Origin of the sequence: Serratia sp. X10, assembly GCF_017811775.1 — a bacterium.
GTDB classification, from domain to species: Bacteria; Pseudomonadota; Gammaproteobacteria; order Enterobacterales; family Enterobacteriaceae; genus Serratia; species Serratia ureilytica.
Window position 1 is genome coordinate 131182 of sequence record NZ_JAEIOH010000004.1, and the last position, 17505, is coordinate 148686.

Sequence of the window (17505 nt, forward strand, 5' to 3'; positions counted from 1 at the left end):
ACTGTAGCAGGAAGGAACAGCATGACGACAGATGTAACCGTAAAATCGCTGGCAGCAGAGATTCAGACTCCGGTTGATCGCCTGGTACAGCAGTTTGCTGATGCAGGGATCAACAAGTCCGAGTCGGACTCTGTTACCCAGCAAGAAAAAGAAACATTACTGGCGCACCTGAACCGTGAACACGGCAGCGCGCCGGGTAAACTCACTTTGCAGCGCAAAACGCGCAGCACCTTGAATATCCCGAGCACCGGCGGTAAAAGTAAATCGGTGCAAATTGAGGTCCGCAAGAAACGCACTTATGTAAATCGCGATACGCAAGAAGCCCAGTTGGCTGAAGCGGCAGAGCAGGCACAGCGTGAAGCGGAAGAGCAGGCACGGCGCGAAGCGGAAGAGCTCGCAAAACGCGAAGCGGAAGCGAAGCGCGCAGCCGAAGAGCAAGCCAAACGTGAGGCCGCGGAGATTGCTAAGCGTAATTCAGCGGAAAAAGAAAAAGTGACCAATCAACATACCGACGAAATGACCAAGCCAGCTCAGGCGGAAAAAGCACGCCGTGAAGCCGAAGCCGCTGAACTGAAACGTAAAGCGGAAGAGGAAGTGCGCCGCAAGGTTGAAGAGGAAGCCAAGCGCGTGGCGGAAGAAGCCCGTCGCATGGCCGAAGAGAACGGCGAGAAGTGGGCTCAGGCCGACGCGGCTAGCGCTGCGGTTGAAAGCGCCGACTATCACGTGACCACCTCTCAGCACGCCCGTGCCGCTGAAGATGAAAACGACGCCAAAGTTGAAGGCGATCGTCGCAGCCGCACCCGCGGCGGCAAAGCCACCAAGCAGAAGAAAGGCAACAAGCTGTCCGAATCCAAAGCGGATCGCGAAGAAGCGCGTGCCGTTACCCGTGGCGGCAAAGGCGGCAAACGCAAGCCTAGCGCTCTGCAGCAGGGCTTCAACAAGCCGGCGCAGGTGGTTAACCGCGACGTGGTGATCGGTGAAACCATCACCGTGGCCGAGCTGGCCAACAAGATGGCGGTTAAAGGTTCTCAGGTCATCAAAGTGATGATGAAACTGGGCGCTATGGCCACCATCAACCAGGTTATCGACCAGGAAACCGCACAGCTGGTTGCCGAAGAGATGGGCCACAAAGTTATCCTGCGTCGTGAAAACGAGCTGGAAGAAGCGCTGATGAGCGACCGTGATACGGGCGCTGCGGCCGAGCCGCGCGCGCCGGTCGTGACCATCATGGGCCACGTTGACCACGGTAAAACCTCTCTGCTGGACTACATCCGCTCCACCAAAGTGGCGGCGGGCGAAGCCGGCGGCATTACCCAGCATATCGGTGCCTACCACGTAGAAACCGAGAACGGCATGATCACCTTCCTGGATACCCCGGGCCACGCCGCGTTTACCTCGATGCGTGCTCGCGGTGCTCAGGCGACTGACATCGTGGTTCTGGTGGTGGCGGCCGACGACGGCGTGATGCCACAAACCATCGAAGCTATCCAGCACGCGAAAGCGGCGCAGGTGCCATTGGTGGTTGCGGTGAACAAAATCGACAAACCGGAAGCCGATCCGGACCGCGTTAAGCAGGAACTGTCCCAGTACGGCGTTATGCCGGAAGAGTGGGGCGGCGAAGCACAGTTCGTACACGTGTCCGCGAAAGCCGGTACCGGTATCGACGAACTGCTGCAGGCTATCCTGCTGCAGGCCGAAGTTCTGGAACTGAAAGCGGTACGCAGCGGCATGGCGAGCGGCGTAGTGATCGAGTCCTTCCTGGATAAAGGCCGTGGCCCGGTTGCCACCGTGCTGGTTCAGGAAGGTACGCTGAACAAGGGCGACATCGTCCTGTGCGGCTTCGAATACGGCCGCGTGCGTGCGATGCGCGACGAATTGGGCCGTGAAGTGACCTCCGCCGGTCCGTCTATCCCTGTGGAAATCCTGGGTCTGTCCAGCGTGCCTGCAGCGGGTGACGAAGCGACCGTGGTGCGTGACGAGAAGAAAGCGCGTGAAGTGGCGCTGTACCGTCAGGGCAAGTTCCGCGAAGTCAAACTGGCGCGTCAGCAGAAGTCCAAGCTGGAAAACATGTTCGCCAACATGACCGACGGCGAAGTGTCCGAGCTGAACATCGTACTGAAATCCGACGTTCAGGGTTCTTGCGAAGCGATCAGCGACTCGCTGCTGAAACTCTCCACCGACGAAGTGAAGGTGAAGATTGTCGGCTCCGGCGTAGGCGGTATCACCGAAACCGACGCGACGCTGGCTGCGGCTTCCAACGCCATCATCCTGGGCTTCAACGTGCGTGCCGACGCTTCTGCGCGCCGCGTGATCGAAGCGGAAAGCCTGGATCTGCGTTACTACTCCGTGATCTATAACCTGATCGACGAAGTGAAGCAGGCGATGAGCGGCATGCTGGCGCCGGAATACAAGCAGCAGATCATCGGCCTGGCCGAAGTGCGCGACGTGTTCAAATCGCCTAAGTTCGGCGCTATCGCCGGCTGTATGGTGACCGAAGGAACCATCAAGCGTCATAACCCAATCCGCGTACTGCGCGACAACGTGGTTATCTATGAAGGCGAGCTGGAATCCCTGCGTCGCTTCAAAGATGACGTTAACGAAGTCCGTAACGGCATGGAATGTGGTATCGGCGTTAAGAACTATAACGACGTGCGCGTCGGCGACATGATCGAAGTGTTCGAAGTCATTGAGATCCAACGCACCATCGCTTAACGATTGCACATCTGCTTATATCTGTTTACGGGGGGCCTTTGTGCCCCCCGATTTGTCTGGAGAATCCAAAATGGCAAAAGAATTCAGCCGCGGTCAACGCGTGGCGCAAGAGATGCAGAAAGAGATTGCGATCATTCTGCAGCGTGAAGTGAAAGATCCGCGCGTCGGCATGGCGACCGTTTCCGGCGTGGAAGTGTCCCGCGACCTGGCGTATGCCAAGGTTTACGTCACCTTCCTGAACGTGCTGACCGAGAACCACGATCCGGATCTGGTCACCAACGGCATCAAAGCGTTGCAGGACGCTTCCGGCTATATCCGCACCCTGCTGGGCAAAGCGATGCGCCTGCGCGTGGTGCCGGAGCTGACCTTCGCCTACGACAACTCCCTGGTGGAAGGCATGCGCATGTCCAACCTGGTGACCAACGTGGTGAAGAACGACGCCGAGCGCCGTTCCGCCTCAGGCGATGACAAGGAGGATTAATGAGTCGCCCTCGTCGCCGCGGCCGTGACATCCACGGCGTGCTGTTGCTGGACAAGCCACAGGGGTTGTCGTCCAACGATGCGCTGCAAAAAGTAAAACGTCTGTACAACGCCAACCGAGCGGGCCATACCGGCGCGCTCGATCCGTTGGCGACCGGCATGCTGCCTATCTGCCTGGGCGAAGCGACCAAGTTTTCGCAATACCTGCTCGATTCCGACAAGCGCTATCGGGTGATCGCCAAGCTGGGGCAGCGTACCGATACCTCCGACGCCGACGGTCAGATCGTGCAGGAGCGCCCGGTGAACTTCACCCAGACGCAGCTCGACGCGGCGCTGGACACCTTCCGCGGCGACATCCAGCAGGTGCCGTCGATGTATTCGGCGCTGAAGTACCAGGGCAAGAAACTCTACGAGTATGCGCGCCAGGGGATTGAAGTGCCGCGCGAAGCGCGCAGCATCACGGTGTACGAGCTGCAGTTTATCCGCTGGGAAGGGGATGAGCTGGAACTGGAGATCCACTGCTCGAAAGGCACCTACATCCGCACCATCACCGACGATCTCGGCGAGCTGCTGGGCTGCGGCGCGCACGTGATCTATCTGCGTCGCCTGCAGGTGGCGACTTACCCGATCGCGCGCATGGTGACGCTGGAACAGCTGAACGCCTTGGTGGCGCAGGCGCAGGAACAAGCGATTGCCCCCGGCGAGCTGCTCGATCCGCTGCTGATGCCGATGGACAGCCCGGTTGAGAACTATCCGGAAGTGAATTTGCTGCCGGTGGTGGCGGGTTACGTCAAGCAGGGGCAACCGGTGCAGGTGGCCGGCGCGCCGGCCTCCGGCATGGTGCGTATCACCGAGGGTGAAGAGCGGAAATTCATCGGCGTTGGCGACATCGCCGAGGATGGTCGCGTGGCGCCGCGCCGCCTGGTGGTCGAGCATTTCGACTGACGGCGGGGCACTGCGTCGCCTTGCGATCGCACTGCGCTAAGAGTAGAATGGCGCAGCTTATGCATTGGGTTGCTGAATTAGAGATCGGCGCCTGTTTTTATTATCTATAATCTGGAGTATTACAATGTCTCTAAGTGTTGAAGCTAAAGCTCAAATCGTAGCTGATTTCGGTCGTGGTACTAACGACAGCGGTTCTACCGAAGTTCAGGTTGCCCTGCTGACTGCGCAGATCAACCATCTGCAAGGCCACTTCTCCGAGCACAAAAAAGATCACCACAGCCGTCGTGGTCTGCTGCGTATGGTTTCTCAGCGTCGTAAGCTGCTGGACTACCTGAAGCGTAAAGATGTAGCACGTTACACCAGCCTGATCGAGCGTCTGGGTCTGCGTCGCTAATCTAGCAAGTTTCAGTGGAAAGGGGCCTATTTTGGCCCCTTTCTTCTAGGAAGCATAAGCAAATCAGGTTAATGTATTACTGATGTTTCCAAACAGGTTCTTCCGTTACAGAGGTTCGCGCGGCTAATGAGAGGCTTTATCTCCCGCCTGAGATAAGGATTGTCATTAGTCGCGAGGATGTAGTGAGAAGGCAAATCGAGTCACAGGCGTGTCGAGTCGTCAATGCGATTGCGCGCCGTTAATCAAGGATATAATTTTGCTGACACCGATCATTCGCAAATTCCAGTATGGCCAGCATACCGTCACTATCGAAACCGGTATGATGGCGCGTCAGGCCACCGCCGCCGTTATGGTGAGCATGGATGACACCGCCGTATTCGTTACCGTCGTTGGCCAGAAAAAAGCCAAGCCGGGCCAGAGCTTCTTCCCGTTGACGGTGAACTACCAAGAGCGTACCTACGCCGCCGGCCGCATCCCGGGCAGCTTCTTCCGTCGCGAAGGCCGTCCGAGCGAAGGCGAGACCCTGACTTCCCGTCTGATTGACCGTCCGATCCGTCCACTGTTCCCGGACAACTTCCTGAACGAAGTTCAGGTGATCGCGACCGTGGTTTCCGTTAACCCGCAGGTGAACCCGGACATCGTTGCGATGATCGGTGCCTCTGCCGCCCTGAGCCTGTCCGGTATTCCGTTCAACGGCCCAATCGGCGCCGCGCGCGTTGGTTACATCAACGATCAGTACGTGCTGAACCCGACGACCGACGAGCTGAAAGAAAGCCGTCTGGACCTGGTGGTTGCCGGTACTGCCGGTGCGGTGCTGATGGTTGAATCCGAAGCGGACGTGCTGAGCGAAGATCAGATGCTGGGCGCCGTGGTGTTCGGCCACGACCAGCAGCAAGTGGTTATCGAGAACATCAACGCGCTGGTTGCCGAAGCCGGCAAACCGAAGTGGGATTGGCAGGCGCCTGCGGTCAACGAAGCGCTGCACGCGCGCGTGGCTGAACTGGCCGAAGCTCGCCTGGGCGACGCTTACCACATTACCGAAAAACAAGAGCGTTACGCTCAGGTTGACGCAATCAAAGACAGCGTGGTTGAAGCCCTGCTGGCGCAGGACGAAACGCTGGACGCCGGCGAAATCCAGGACATCTTGGGCACCGTCGAGAAGAACGTGGTGCGCAGCCGCGTACTGCGTGGCGAGCCGCGTATCGACGGCCGTGAAAAAGACATGATCCGTGGCCTGGACGTGCGCACCGGCGTACTGCCGCGCACCCACGGTTCCGCGCTGTTCACCCGTGGCGAAACTCAGGCGCTGGTTACCGCGACCCTGGGCACCGCGCGGGACGCACAGAACCTGGACGAGCTGATGGGCGAGAAGACCGACAGCTTCCTGTTCCACTACAACTTCCCTCCGTACTCCGTAGGCGAAACCGGCATGGTCGGTTCTCCTAAGCGTCGTGAAATCGGTCACGGTCGCCTGGCGAAACGCGGCGTATTGGCTATGATGCCTAAACCGGAAGATTTCCCGTATACCGTTCGCGTGGTGTCTGAAATCACCGAATCCAACGGTTCTTCTTCCATGGCTTCCGTGTGCGGCGCGTCTCTGGCGCTGATGGACGCCGGCGTGCCAATCAAGGCTGCCGTTGCGGGTATCGCGATGGGCCTGGTGAAAGAAGCCGACAACTACGTGGTTCTGTCCGACATTCTGGGTGACGAAGATCACCTGGGCGACATGGACTTCAAAGTGGCCGGTAGCCGCGACGGTATCACCGCGCTGCAGATGGACATCAAAATCGAAGGCATCACCCGCGAAATCATGCAGGTGGCTCTGAACCAGGCCAAGGGCGCGCGTCTGCACATCCTGGGCGTAATGGAACAGGCTATCAGCACCCCGCGCGGCGATATCTCCGAATTCGCACCGCGTATTCATACTATCCGCATCAACCCGGATAAAATCAAAGACGTGATCGGTAAGGGCGGTTCCGTTATCCGCGCGCTGACCGAAGAGACTGGCACTACCATCGAAATTGAAGATGATGGTACAGTTAAAATCGCTGCGACCGACGGTGAGAAAGCGAAATTCGCTATCCGTCGCATCGAAGAGATCACGGCAGAGATCGAAGTGGGCCGTATCTACCAGGGTAAAGTGACCCGTATCGTTGATTTCGGCGCATTCGTCGCTATCGGCGGTGGTAAAGAAGGCCTGGTGCACATTTCTCAGATCGCCGACAAGCGCGTTGAGAAAGTGACCGACTATCTGCAGATGGGTCAGGAAGTGCCGGTTAAGGTACTGGAAGTTGACCGTCAGGGCCGCGTGCGTCTGAGCATCAAAGAAGCGATGGCGCCGGAAGCAGGTTCACCTGCGCCTGAAGCAGAATAACTGTATAGATAGTTTTACAGCTCCCCGCCACGGGGTTGGGAGCTGTTCGTATCGCGCGGGTAGGATGCCCGCGTTTTAGCAAACGGAGGACAGGACGTTCATCCAATGTTTGTCTTCGGGAGTGGGAAATGAAGCCTTTCTTGCGCTGGTGTTACGTTGCGACAGCACTCATGCTGGCAGGATGCAGCAACCATGATTGGCGTAAAGACGAAGTTTTGGCAATCCCGTTGCAGCCAACGTTGCAGCAGGAAGTGATCCTGGCGCGCATGGAACAAATTCTTGCCAGCCGGGCACTGACGGATGACGAACGCGCACAGCTTTTATATGAGCGCGGTGTGCTGTATGATAGCCTCGGGTTACGTGCGTTAGCGCGCAATGATTTCTCGCAGGCGCTGGCGATACGTCCCGACATGCCGGAAGTTTTCAACTACCTGGGCATTTACTTAACGCAGGCAGGCAATTTTGATGCTGCCTATGAAGCGTTTGATTCTGTACTAGAGCTTGATCCAACTTACAATTACGCGCGTTTAAACCGGGGCATCGCACTGTACTATGGCGGCCGCTTCCCGTTGGCGCAGGATGATCTGCAGGCGTTTTATCAAGACGACCCAAACGATCCCTTCCGTTCGTTATGGCTGTATCTGGTGGAGCGAGAAATCGATCCCAAGAAGGCCGAGGTAGCGCTTCAGCAGCGCTATGACAAAGCGGACAGAGGGCAATGGGGATGGAATATTGTCGAATTCTACCTGGGCAAGATCAGCGAAAAAACGCTGATGGAACGCCTCAAGGCAGATGCAACGGATAACACTTCGCTCGCTGAGCATCTCAGTGAAACTGACTTCTATTTGGGTAAACACTACCTGAGTCTGGGGGACAAGGACACCGCTTCGGCGCTGTTCAAACTGACGGTGTCTAACAACGTTCACAACTTCGTTGAGCACCGCTATGCATTGTTGGAATTGGCGCTTTTGGGCCAAGAGCAAGACGACCTATCGGAATCGGACCAGCAATAGCTGACGAACACCTATCAGCCTGATGGACATTGGTTTTTAACCAAAGTTATCGCCTTCACGGGCGAGGGCTTTTTTGTTCGTTTTATAATCTAATTTGAGCCGGTTCACACTTTTCAATGAAAATGACTGAAAATTTTCTCGACGAGTTATGTAGACTGGCTGCCATTATTAATGAGGCACGTGTACATGACGACTGAGTTTGAAACCTCTTTTGCCGATCTGGGGCTGTCTGCTCCAATCATTTCCGCCCTGAACGATCTGGGCTATGAAAAACCATCTCCGATCCAGGCTGAGTGTATTCCTCACCTGTTGAACGGCCGCGACGTGCTGGGCATGGCGCAGACCGGTAGTGGTAAAACTGCAGCGTTCTCGCTGCCGCTGCTGCACAACCTGCAGGCAGACCTGAAAGCACCTCAGATCCTGGTGCTGGCACCGACCCGCGAACTGGCGGTTCAGGTTGCCGAAGCGATGACCGATTTCTCCAAACATATGAACGGCGTTAACGTGGTAGCCCTGTACGGCGGCCAGCGTTACGACGTGCAGCTGCGCGCTCTGCGCCAGGGCCCGCAAATCGTTGTGGGTACCCCAGGTCGTCTGCTGGATCACCTGAAGCGCGGCACCCTGAACCTCTCCAACCTGAGCGGTCTGGTGCTGGATGAAGCCGACGAAATGCTGCGCATGGGCTTTATCGAAGACGTAGAAACCATCATGGCTGAGATCCCGGCTGAACATCAGACCGCGCTGTTCTCCGCCACCATGCCGGAAGCGATCCGTCGCATCACCCGCCGCTTCATGAAAGAGCCGCAGGAAGTGCGCATCCAGTCCAGCGTGACTACCCGTCCGGACATCAGCCAGAGCTACTGGTCGGTATACGGCATGCGTAAAAACGAAGCGCTGGTGCGTTTCCTGGAAGCCGAAGACTTTGACGCGGCGATCATCTTCGTTCGTACCAAGAACGCGACCCTGGAAGTGGCCGAAGCGCTGGAGCGCAGCGGTTACAGCAGCGCCGCGCTGAACGGCGACATGAACCAGGCGCTGCGTGAGCAGACCCTGGAGCGCTTGAAAGACGGTCGTCTGGATATCCTGATCGCCACCGACGTTGCGGCCCGTGGCCTGGACGTTGAGCGCATCAGCCTGGTTGTCAACTACGACATTCCGATGGACTCCGAGTCTTACGTTCACCGTATCGGCCGTACCGGTCGTGCGGGCCGCGCCGGCCGCGCGCTGCTGTTCGTGGAAAACCGCGAACGCCGCCTGCTGCGCAACATCGAACGCACCATGAAGCTGACTATCCCGGAAGTGGAGCTGCCGAACGCAGAACTGCTGGGCGAGCGTCGTCTGGCCAAGTTCGCCGCGAAAGTTCAGCAGCAGCTGGAAAGCAGCGATCTGGATCTGTACCGCGCACTGCTGACCAAACTGCAGCCGGAAGAAGAGCTGGATATGGAAACCCTGGCCGCAGCGCTGCTGAAAATGGCTCAGGGCGAGCGTCCGCTGATCCTGCCGCCGGATCCAGTCTTCAAGCCGCGTCAGCGTCGTGAGTTCAACGACCGTGACGATCGCCGCGGCGACCGTCGTGACAGCCGCGACAGCCGTGACGGCGATCGTCCGCGTCGCGAACGTCGTGACGTTGGCGAAATGCAGCTGTACCGCATCGAAGTGGGCCGTGACGATGGCGTTGAAGTTCGTCACATCGTTGGCGCCATCGCTAACGAAGGCGACATCAGCAGCCGTTACATCGGTAACATCAAGCTGTTCGCTTCCCACTCCACCATCGAGCTGCCAAAAGGCATGCCGGGCGAGATCCTGAATCACTTCACTCGCACTCGCATCCTGAACAAGCCGATGAACATGCAGCTGCTGGGCGATGCACAGCCGTTCGAACGTCGCGAGCGTCGTGACGGTGGCAACGGTGGCGAGCGTCGCGGCAACGGTCGTCCGTTCAACGGCGAACGTCGCGAAGGCGGCCCACGTCGTTCCTTCGGCGAACGTCGTGAAGGCGGTAACGGCGGCGAGCGTCGTGGCGGTAACTACAACCGTGACGGCAAGCCGGCGCCACGCCGTGATGACGGCGCTCCGGCGGCACCACGTCGTCGTTTCGGCGACGCGTAATCGCTGATTCACCGTTCGCGGTGAGCGCTCTGAAAAACCAGCCTGCGGGCTGGTTTTTTTATGCCTGAAAATTGCCGTCAAACGCCCCTGAATGGCGTATCATTCATAAGGTTTTTTCTTACGGATGATATGCACGGGAGATGCCATGAGTTGGCAGCAGTTCAAATCTCAATACCTGGTGCGCTTTTGGGCGCCGCTGCCGGCGGTGATCGCCGCCGGGATCCTCTCTACCTACTACTTCGGCATGACCGGCACCTTCTGGGCGGTGACCGGCGAATTCACGCGCTGGGGCGGGCATGTGCTGCAGTGGTTCGGTCTGCACCCTGAGCAGTGGGGCTATTTCAAGGTGATCGGTTTGCATGGCACGCCGCTGGAGCGCATCGACGGGCGCATGATCATCGGCATGTTCGCCGGCTGCATCGCCGCCGCGTTGTGGGCCAACAACATCAAGCTGCGTCAACCGCAGCACCGCATTCGCATCGTGCAGGCGCTGCTGGGCGGCATCATCGCCGGTTTCGGCGCGCGGCTGGCGATGGGGTGCAACCTGGCGGCATTCTTCACCGGCATCCCTCAGTTCTCGTTGCACGCCTGGTTTTTCGCGCTGGCGACCGCCGCCGGCTCTTACTTCGGCGCCAAATTCACGCTGCTGCCGATGTTCCGCATCCCGGTCAAATTGCAAAAGGTGAAGGCCGCCGCGCCGCTGACGCAGAAGCCTGAGCAGGCGCGCCGCCGCTTCCGGCTGGGCATGGCCGTCTTCGGCCTGGCGGTGGCCTGGTCGCTGTGGACACTGTTCGATGCGCCGAAGCTCGGCATCGCCATGCTGTTCGGCATCGGTTTCGGTTTGCTGATCGAACGCGCGCAGATCTGCTTCACCTCGGCGTTCCGCGATCTGTGGATCACCGGCCGCACCCATATGGCGAAAGCCATCATCATCGGCATGGCGGTGAGCGCCATCGGCATCTTCAGCTACGTGCAGCTCGGCGTGGCGCCGAAGATCATGTGGGCCGGCCCGAATGCGGTGCTGGGCGGTTTGCTGTTCGGCTTCGGCATCGTGCTGGCCGGCGGCTGCGAGACCGGCTGGATGTACCGCGCCGTGGAAGGGCAGGTGCACTACTGGTGGGTGGGGCTGGGCAACATCATCGGCGCCACGCTGCTGGCCTATTACTGGGACGACCTGGCGCCGGCGTTGGCGACTGACTACGACAAGATCAACCTGCTCGATACCTTCGGCCCGATCGGCGGCCTGCTGGTGACTTACCTGCTGCTGGCGCTGGCCTTCGCCGCCATGCTGTGGTGGGAGAAACGCTTTTTCCGCGCCCGGCCTGAGGCGCAGGTGGTGAATTTGAGGAGCATGCCATGAAAGCGACGACGATAGTGCCGGACTACCGGCTGGACATGCTGGGCGAGCCTTGCCCGTACCCGGCGGTGGCGACGCTGGAGGCGATGCCGCAGCTGAAGCCGGGGGAAATCCTGGAGGTGATCAGCGATTGCCCGCAGTCGATCAACAACATCCCGCTCGATGCGCGCAACCACGGCTACAAGGTGCTGGATATCCAGCAGGACGGGCCGACCATCCGCTATCTGATCCAGCGTTAACGCCAAGGCGGTGGTTCCCACCGCCTTTTCGCTTTTTAGCCCTTCACGATGTCGCCCTTCACGCTGGCGACGATCTCGAACGAACGCAGCCGCGCCTGATGATCGAAAATCTGGCCGTTGACCATGATCTCGTCGGCATCGGTTTCACGCAGCAGCGTTTGCAGCCCGTGGCGCACCGTTTTTTCATCGCCGACGATCGACATCCGCAGCGCCTGCTCGACGCCGTATTGCTCGCCGGCGGTCCACAACGCGTGAATGTTATCCACCGGCGGCGGCAGCGGGCCGGGCGAACCGCGGCGCAGATTGATGAACTGCTGCTGCATCGAGCTGAACAGGAAGCGCGCATCGCGGTCGCTGTCGGCGGCGATCACGTTGACGCAGACCATGGCGTGCGGCTGCGCCAGCTGTTTGGACGGTTTGAAGTTCTCGCGGTACAGCTGCAGCGCCTGGAACAGCATATCCGGGGCGAAGTGCGAAGCGAAGGCGAACGGCAGGCCGAGCTGCGCCGCCAGCTGTGCGCTGTAGACGCTGGAACCGAGCAGCCAGAGCGGCACATGCAGCCCCTGGCCCGGCACCGCCTGCACCGGCTGGCCGGGCTGCGCATCGCAGAAGTAGTTTTGCAGTTCCTGCACGTCGCGCGGGAAGGTATCCACGTCGCCGGACAGGTGGCGGCGCAGCGCCATCATGGTGCGCTGATCGGTGCCGGGCGCGCGGCCCAATCCCAAATCGATGCGGCCGGGGTAGAGCGACTCCAGCGTGCCGAACTGCTCGGCGATCACCAGCGGCGCATGGTTCGGCAGCATCACGCCGCCGGAGCCGAGGCGAATGCTCTGGGTGCCGGCGGCCAGATAGCCCAGCAGCACCGAGGTGGCGGCGCTGCCGATGCCGGTCATGTTGTGGTGTTCGGCCAGCCAGTAGCGCTGGTAGCCCCAGCGTTCGGCGTGCTGCGCCAAATCCAGCGAACAGTGGAAAGCATCGCGCGCCTTGGCCCCTTGCGGGATTGGCGATAAATCCAGTACCGAAAGCGGTACGGCAGTGTGTTCAGTCATGACATCGTCCATCAGAGAGTGGATCGCTTAAAGGGCGATTGCAGGATTCTGCATACTAAAAGGCCGAAAAAAGATGCTTTTTAGTGTTAAAAGCATAATCCAATTTATAGTTATAAAAGAGGAGATATGTGCTTGTGATATCCTCATGAGTGCAATGGTGTTTTTTGGAGCAATTTGAGACATGGAAATGATTATCCCCGCCCGCCGCTTACCGTTCCGGGAGCTGACATAATGAAAAAAAAGACGCTGTTTACCCTGTTGCTGATGTTGGCGGCGATCGCATTGGCGATCCTGTTCCGCGCGCACAATCAGGATCTGTTGCTGCAGGGTGAAGTGGATGCCCCCGAAGTGATCGTTGCATCCAAGGCGAAAGGTCGGGTCGTTGAACGCCTGATTGAACGCGGCGACGACGTGAAAAGCGGCCAACTGATCATTCAACTTGATAGCCCCGAACTGATGGCGCAGCTGCGTTCCGCACAGGCGACGCGCGACGAGGCCAAGGCGCAGCTTGAGCTGTCGCTGCACGGCACCCGTGAAGAGAGCATCCGCAACCTGCGCGCCAACCTGGCGCAGGCCGAGGCGCAGTACCGCAATGCGCAAAACGACTACAACCGTAACCTGAGCGTGGCCGGCAAGGGCTATATCTCGAAGTCCGAACTGGACGCTTCGCGCCGGTCGCGCGACACCGCCTTCCAACAGGTGCAGGCCGCCAAGGCCAATCTGGATGAAGGCATCAACGGCGATCGCGTCGAGCAGCGGCAGCAATATGCGGCGGCGCTGCGGGCGGCGGAAGAGAACCTGCTGCAGATCCAGGCGCAGAGTGACGATCTGCAGGTAAAAGCGCCGGTAGACGGCGAAGTGGGGCCGATCCCGGCCGAAGTGGGCGAATTGCTGAACGCCGGCAGCCCGCTGGTGACGTTGATCCGGGTGCCGGACGCCTACTTCGTGTTTAACCTGCGTGAAGACATCCTGGCCCACGTGCGCAAAGGCGACAAGGTCAAGCTGCGGGTGCCGGCGCTGAAGGACAAAATGATCGACACCGAGGTGCGTTACATCGCGCCGCTGGGGGATTACGCCACCAAACGCGCCACCCGCGCCACCGGCGACTTCGACCTGAAAACCTTCGAAGTGCGCCTGTATCCGTCACAGCCGGTGGACGGCCTGCGTCCGGGGATGAGCACCTTATGGCAATGGAAAGAGTAAGGGCCGGCTGGCGCTGCTTCAGTCACGCGTTCGACAAAGAGTGTCGCGTCGCCTTTCGCAGCCCGGTGGTGCACTGGCTGAGCTGGATCTTTCCGCTGATCCTGTTTGCGCTGATCAGCAGCAACTTCTCCGAAGGCACGCTGCTCGATCTGCCGGTCTCGGTGGTGGACAGCGATCACAGCCCGCTGTCCAAATCGCTGACGCGGCGGCTGGACGCCGGTTCGCACGCCCACGTCGAGGCTTACGGCGGCGGGTTGCCGGAGTCGCTGAGCCGCCTGCGCAGCGCGCAGGATTACGCGTTGCTGTATATCCCGCCGGATCTTGAGGCCAACGCGCTGTCGGGCAAACAGCCGAGCGTGGTGATGTACTACAATGCGTTGTTCTACGGCGCCGGGCTGTACTCCACCCAGGACTTTGGCGGCCTGATGAACGAAATCAACGCCAGCACCCGCAGCATCATCGCCACCGAGATGGGCAAGACGCTGCCGCCGTTGGCGGACGTGACGCTCTCCTACGGCAGCCTGTTCAACGCCAGCGGCAGCTATATCTATTACCAGCAGTTCGCCGCCACCATCCATCTGCTGCAGCTGTTCGCGGTGACCTGCATGATCTACGTGCTGGCGCGCAGCAAGTCGCTGCTGCAGGCCAAGCCGTTCAGCCTGGCGCTGCTCGGCAAGCTGGCGCCGTACACGCTGTGTTTCACCACCCTGCTGATGGTCGAGATCGCGGCGCTGGTGGGCATCTTTGACGCCCGCGTCAGCGGCAATCCCCTGTTTATGCTGATGATCGGCCTGTTCTACGTGATGGCGGCGCAGAGCATCGGCCTGCTGCTGTACACCTTTACTGGCAGCACCATCACCGCGTACAGCCTGATCGGTATTTTGGTCAGTATCGCGATGACCTTCTCTGGCATGGCGGTGCCTGAGCTGTCGATGCCGCTGCCGGCGCGCATCATTTCCAACATCGAACCGCTGACCCACGCGCTGTACGCGATGTTTGACGTGTTCCTGCGCCAGGTGCACGCCAGCGCCATCTTCAGCGTGTGCGCGCTGCTGGCGGTCTATCCGCTGGTGGCCGCGCTGCTGGTGCGCAATCGCCTGCCGGCGCGGCTGGCAAAAGAGGGGAACGCCGGATGAAGCTCTATTGGCAAACCTTCGTTAAAGTGTTGCTTGGCATGCTGGAGCGGCCGGTGTGGCTGATGCTGATCCTGTCGCTGTGCATCATGAGCCTGGTGTATGCCAACCGCACGGTCTGGGATCTGCCGGTGGGGGTGGTCGATCAGGATCACAGCACCGCCAGCCGGCAGCTGATCCGCCAGCTGGACGCCACCTCCAAGATAGCGATTGAAACCTACGACAGCCTGGAACAGGCGCAGCGCGATCTCAGCTGGCGCAAGCTGTTTGCGGTGATCATCATGCCGGTGGATCTGGAGAAGAAGATCCTCAGCGGGCAGAACATCGTGGTGCCGGTCTACGGCGACGCCACCAACCGCCTGGCCAACGGCCAGATCCAACAAGACGTGGTGGCGGCCTATCAGCAACTGCTGACGGAGTACAACAACGGGCTGCTGCTGCGCAGCGGCTTCAGCGAACGGCAGGCGCAGATACTGCTGACGCCGATACTGGGACAAACGCTGGACGTGTTCAACCCCGGCATCAGCTTTGCGGCGATCATCTTCCCCGGCCTGCTGGTGATGCTGTTGCAGCACTCGCTGCTGATCGCCTGTATCCGCGTCAATATCGCCATGAAGAGCATGCCCGGCGGCAAAGCGCCGCTGGCGGCGCACCTCGGCGGGCTGACGGCGCTGCTGCCGATCTGGCTGTTCCTGTCGATCGTGCTGTTCGTGCTGTGGCCGTGGGTATTGGGTTATCGGCAGACGGCGAACATCGCCGAACTGCTGCTGCTGACCTTCCCGTTCCTGCTGGCGGTATTGGGGCTGGGCAAGCTGGTGACCGAGTGCCTGCGCAGCGTCGAGATGATCTACCTGACGCTGGCGTTCATCACTACGCCGGTCTTCTACCTGTCCGGCACCATCTGGCCGCTGCAGTCGATGCCGGCCTGGGTGCGCGCCATCTCGTACAGCATTCCCTCCACCTGGGGCACCAAGGCGATCGCCGGCGTCAACCAGATGGGGCTGTCGCTGAATGAAGTGTGGGGCGACGTGGTGATGATGCTGATACTCGGCGTGGTCTACACCCTGCTGGGCTTCGGCGTGGCCTTCTTGCGCAACAGCGTGGCGCTGCGCGGGATGTTCAGGAAGCGGCGGGCGTAAGGGGGAGGCATTGATGCCTTTCCCGGTGACGTCAAAAGATAATTAATCCAATGGGTTATTGCGTTATCCCTGCGGCCGGCGGGGATAACGCAAAGCGACCACAACCCGGCAATCTGGTTTCGGCCGCGCATAAACTCTACTCGCTAACGGCACGCAGCAACCCCTTCTTGATATTCGGTCTGGCCCGCCACAATCACGCACACCTTCAATCACGCCTGTTTGTGTTGCAGTGTTATGTGCTCTTTTTGATAAGGCTATTCCTAATTCTTTCAAACTTATCATCCCTAAAAAATAACCATTCGACTATTTAGCCAAAAGTGATATTTGCCGGGATATAACATTGCTTATCCAATTTTAATTGTTATATTTCTATTTCGCCCGAAATGATTAGGTTTTCTTAATTGTTTTTGTGTGTGATGAACTCCTCGGGATTTACGATCTTAGCGTGCGGAAATCATTAATTGCAGGATAATTAAATGGATTGATCGCGCATGGTCATGAGATTGGTCTGTAAACGGGATGTTTCAGATAGGTACCGTTATGTAGTAAATATGAAGGAGCATGATGTATGACGGGTAAATTAAGCGTTCAAACGGTTCTGTTTGAATATCATGGACAAAAATATAAGGTCTTCCTGGCATGCGATAAACGGCATGTTGGGTGCAACGAATTAAATCCGTTGTATTTTTTAGATGCCAACAGACACTTTGAGACCCTCATTAAGGCGGGTTGTCACGGTGATGATGTATCCCCTGTGCTTTATATTGGCATCGGTTATCAGGAGGGGATAGATATTAAGGCGGCTCGCACATTTGACTATACGGTGAGCGATGGCAGCGAGCGCTTTAAAGACGGGGGCGGAGCGGAGCAATTTTATCGATTTATTCAGGATGTCGTCAAACCGTGGGTCGAATGTCGTTTTAAGGTCAATAAGCAAATGCAAACGCTGGCGGGACATTCGTTTGGCGGACATTTCACCCTGTATGTGGCATTTAATCATCATACGGCTTTTCAGCGTTATGTTGCCGCCAGCCCTTCGCTCTGGTGGGCGAATGGCGCGGTGCTGCCCGAAGGCGACGTCAGGCTCGCCAACGGTATTGATTGGTTGTCGCTGCTATTAGGCAGCCGCGAGGAGCGGGCAGAGCCAGACAGTACCGATCTTGAGAAAGAGATCTTCCAGCGCATAGAGGATAACCCAAGGTTGAATGTCAGGAATCTGGCGTCGCAGTTAGTGAAAGACGGCGAGCGCTGCAGCTTCGAGTTTCTTCCCGGGCGCAAACATCCGGCGGTGGCAAAAGATTATGCACGCATAGCGAATTTCGTTGCGAGCCAAAAACCACTGCCAACCGGGCTGTGAC

At 58.8% G+C, this 17505-nt stretch carries 15 protein-coding genes; 14 read left to right on the forward strand and 1 reads right to left on the reverse strand.

Features of this window, described 5'->3' with window-relative positions; all coding sequences use genetic code 11:
* Positions 1-21 precede the first annotated feature (21 nt).
* From infB to yedF, 10 genes are all read left to right on the forward strand, one after another.
* Positions 22-2712 (forward strand): translation initiation factor IF-2, encoded by a 2691-nt coding sequence (gene infB, locus J9788_RS14935; RefSeq protein ID WP_182265164.1) that lies wholly within the window; start codon positions 22-24, stop codon positions 2710-2712.
* Between the two features lie 70 nt (positions 2713-2782).
* On the forward strand, positions 2783-3193 hold the full coding sequence (gene rbfA, locus J9788_RS14940; protein WP_004933508.1) for a 30S ribosome-binding factor RbfA: 411 nt from the start codon (positions 2783-2785) through the stop codon (positions 3191-3193).
* Positions 3193-4137: a tRNA pseudouridine(55) synthase TruB gene (gene truB / locus J9788_RS14945; RefSeq protein WP_182265165.1), complete on the forward strand. Its 945-nt coding sequence runs from the start codon at positions 3193-3195 to the stop codon at positions 4135-4137. Before rbfA ends, truB begins: the two co-directional genes overlap by 1 nt.
* 124 nt (positions 4138-4261) lie before the next feature.
* Positions 4262-4531 carry a 30S ribosomal protein S15 gene (gene rpsO, locus J9788_RS14950; protein WP_004933502.1) on the forward strand — a complete coding sequence of 90 codons (270 nt, stop codon included), beginning with the start codon at positions 4262-4264 and terminating at the stop codon, positions 4529-4531.
* A gap of 256 nt (positions 4532-4787) precedes the next feature.
* On the forward strand, positions 4788-6905 hold the full coding sequence (pnp, locus tag J9788_RS14955; RefSeq protein WP_182265166.1) for a polyribonucleotide nucleotidyltransferase: 2118 nt from the start codon (positions 4788-4790) through the stop codon (positions 6903-6905).
* Positions 6906-7033: 128 nt separating this feature from the next.
* The gene (gene nlpI / locus J9788_RS14960) at positions 7034-7918 is read left to right on the forward strand and encodes a lipoprotein NlpI (RefSeq protein WP_004933495.1); all 885 of its coding nucleotides are present in this window, start codon (positions 7034-7036) and stop codon (positions 7916-7918) included.
* Between the two features lie 122 nt (positions 7919-8040).
* Entirely contained in the window at positions 8041-8115 is a 75-nt protein-coding gene (gene yrbN / locus J9788_RS25265) for a protein YrbN (RefSeq protein ID WP_223182019.1), read from the forward strand.
* Positions 8105-10027: a DEAD/DEAH family ATP-dependent RNA helicase gene (locus J9788_RS14970; protein WP_033641661.1), complete on the forward strand. Its 1923-nt coding sequence runs from the start codon at positions 8105-8107 to the stop codon at positions 10025-10027. Before yrbN ends, J9788_RS14970 begins: the two co-directional genes overlap by 11 nt.
* A 145-nt stretch (positions 10028-10172) precedes the next feature.
* Entirely contained in the window at positions 10173-11387 is a 1215-nt protein-coding gene (gene yedE, locus J9788_RS14975) for a selenium metabolism membrane protein YedE/FdhT (RefSeq protein WP_046897983.1), read from the forward strand.
* Complete coding sequence (yedF, locus tag J9788_RS14980; protein ID WP_033641662.1) at positions 11384-11623, forward strand: sulfurtransferase-like selenium metabolism protein YedF; 240 nt, start codon at positions 11384-11386, stop codon at positions 11621-11623. The genes yedE and yedF overlap by 4 nt, the downstream gene beginning before the upstream one ends.
* 35 nt (positions 11624-11658) lie before the next feature.
* Here the strand turns inward: yedF and J9788_RS14985 are convergent, their stop codons facing one another.
* On the reverse strand, positions 11659-12672 hold the full coding sequence (locus tag J9788_RS14985; RefSeq protein WP_182265167.1) for a luciferase-like monooxygenase: 1014 nt from the start codon (positions 12670-12672) through the stop codon (positions 11659-11661).
* Positions 12673-12903: 231 nt separating this feature from the next.
* On the opposite strand from J9788_RS14985, the gene J9788_RS14990 reads away from it, so the two are divergent.
* The 4 genes from J9788_RS14990 to J9788_RS15005 all read left to right on the forward strand — a co-directional run bounded on the left by J9788_RS14990 (position 12904) and on the right by J9788_RS15005 (position 17504).
* Positions 12904-13875 carry an HlyD family secretion protein gene (locus J9788_RS14990; protein ID WP_033638900.1) on the forward strand — a complete coding sequence of 324 codons (972 nt, stop codon included), beginning with the start codon at positions 12904-12906 and terminating at the stop codon, positions 13873-13875.
* Entirely contained in the window at positions 13857-15011 is a 1155-nt protein-coding gene (locus J9788_RS14995) for an ABC transporter permease (RefSeq protein WP_028127576.1), read from the forward strand. Before J9788_RS14990 ends, J9788_RS14995 begins: the two co-directional genes overlap by 19 nt.
* Positions 15008-16147 (forward strand): ABC transporter permease, encoded by a 1140-nt coding sequence (locus J9788_RS15000; RefSeq protein WP_016929316.1) that lies wholly within the window; start codon positions 15008-15010, stop codon positions 16145-16147. The genes J9788_RS14995 and J9788_RS15000 overlap by 4 nt, the downstream gene beginning before the upstream one ends.
* Positions 16148-16715: 568 nt before the next feature.
* Positions 16716-17504: an alpha/beta hydrolase gene (locus tag J9788_RS15005; protein WP_182265168.1), complete on the forward strand. Its 789-nt coding sequence runs from the start codon at positions 16716-16718 to the stop codon at positions 17502-17504.
* The last annotated feature ends 1 nt before the right edge of the window (position 17505 follow it).

Bases quoted from the DNA above. Each gene is read 5' to 3' on its own strand.
- rbfA (WP_004933508.1), top strand. From the start codon at position 2,783: ATGGCAAAAGAATTCAGCCGCGGTCAACGCGTGGCGCAAGAGATGCAG.
- J9788_RS14995 (WP_028127576.1), top strand. From the start codon at position 13,857: ATGGCAATGGAAAGAGTAAGGGCCGGCTGGCGCTGCTTCAGTCACGCG.
- yedF (WP_033641662.1), top strand. From the start codon at position 11,384: ATGAAAGCGACGACGATAGTGCCGGACTACCGGCTGGACATGCTGGGC.
- J9788_RS14970 (WP_033641661.1), top strand. From the start codon at position 8,105: ATGACGACTGAGTTTGAAACCTCTTTTGCCGATCTGGGGCTGTCTGCT.
- truB (WP_182265165.1), top strand. From the start codon at position 3,193: ATGAGTCGCCCTCGTCGCCGCGGCCGTGACATCCACGGCGTGCTGTTG.
- J9788_RS15000 (WP_016929316.1), top strand. From the start codon at position 15,008: ATGAAGCTCTATTGGCAAACCTTCGTTAAAGTGTTGCTTGGCATGCTG.
- infB (WP_182265164.1), top strand. From the start codon at position 22: ATGACGACAGATGTAACCGTAAAATCGCTGGCAGCAGAGATTCAGACT.
- yedE (WP_046897983.1), top strand. From the start codon at position 10,173: ATGAGTTGGCAGCAGTTCAAATCTCAATACCTGGTGCGCTTTTGGGCG.
- J9788_RS15005 (WP_182265168.1), top strand. From the start codon at position 16,716: ATGACGGGTAAATTAAGCGTTCAAACGGTTCTGTTTGAATATCATGGA.
- J9788_RS14990 (WP_033638900.1), top strand. From the start codon at position 12,904: ATGAAAAAAAAGACGCTGTTTACCCTGTTGCTGATGTTGGCGGCGATC.
- J9788_RS14985 (WP_182265167.1), bottom strand. From the start codon at position 12,672: ATGACTGAACACACTGCCGTACCGCTTTCGGTACTGGATTTATCGCCA.
- rpsO (WP_004933502.1), top strand. From the start codon at position 4,262: ATGTCTCTAAGTGTTGAAGCTAAAGCTCAAATCGTAGCTGATTTCGGT.
- nlpI (WP_004933495.1), top strand. From the start codon at position 7,034: ATGAAGCCTTTCTTGCGCTGGTGTTACGTTGCGACAGCACTCATGCTG.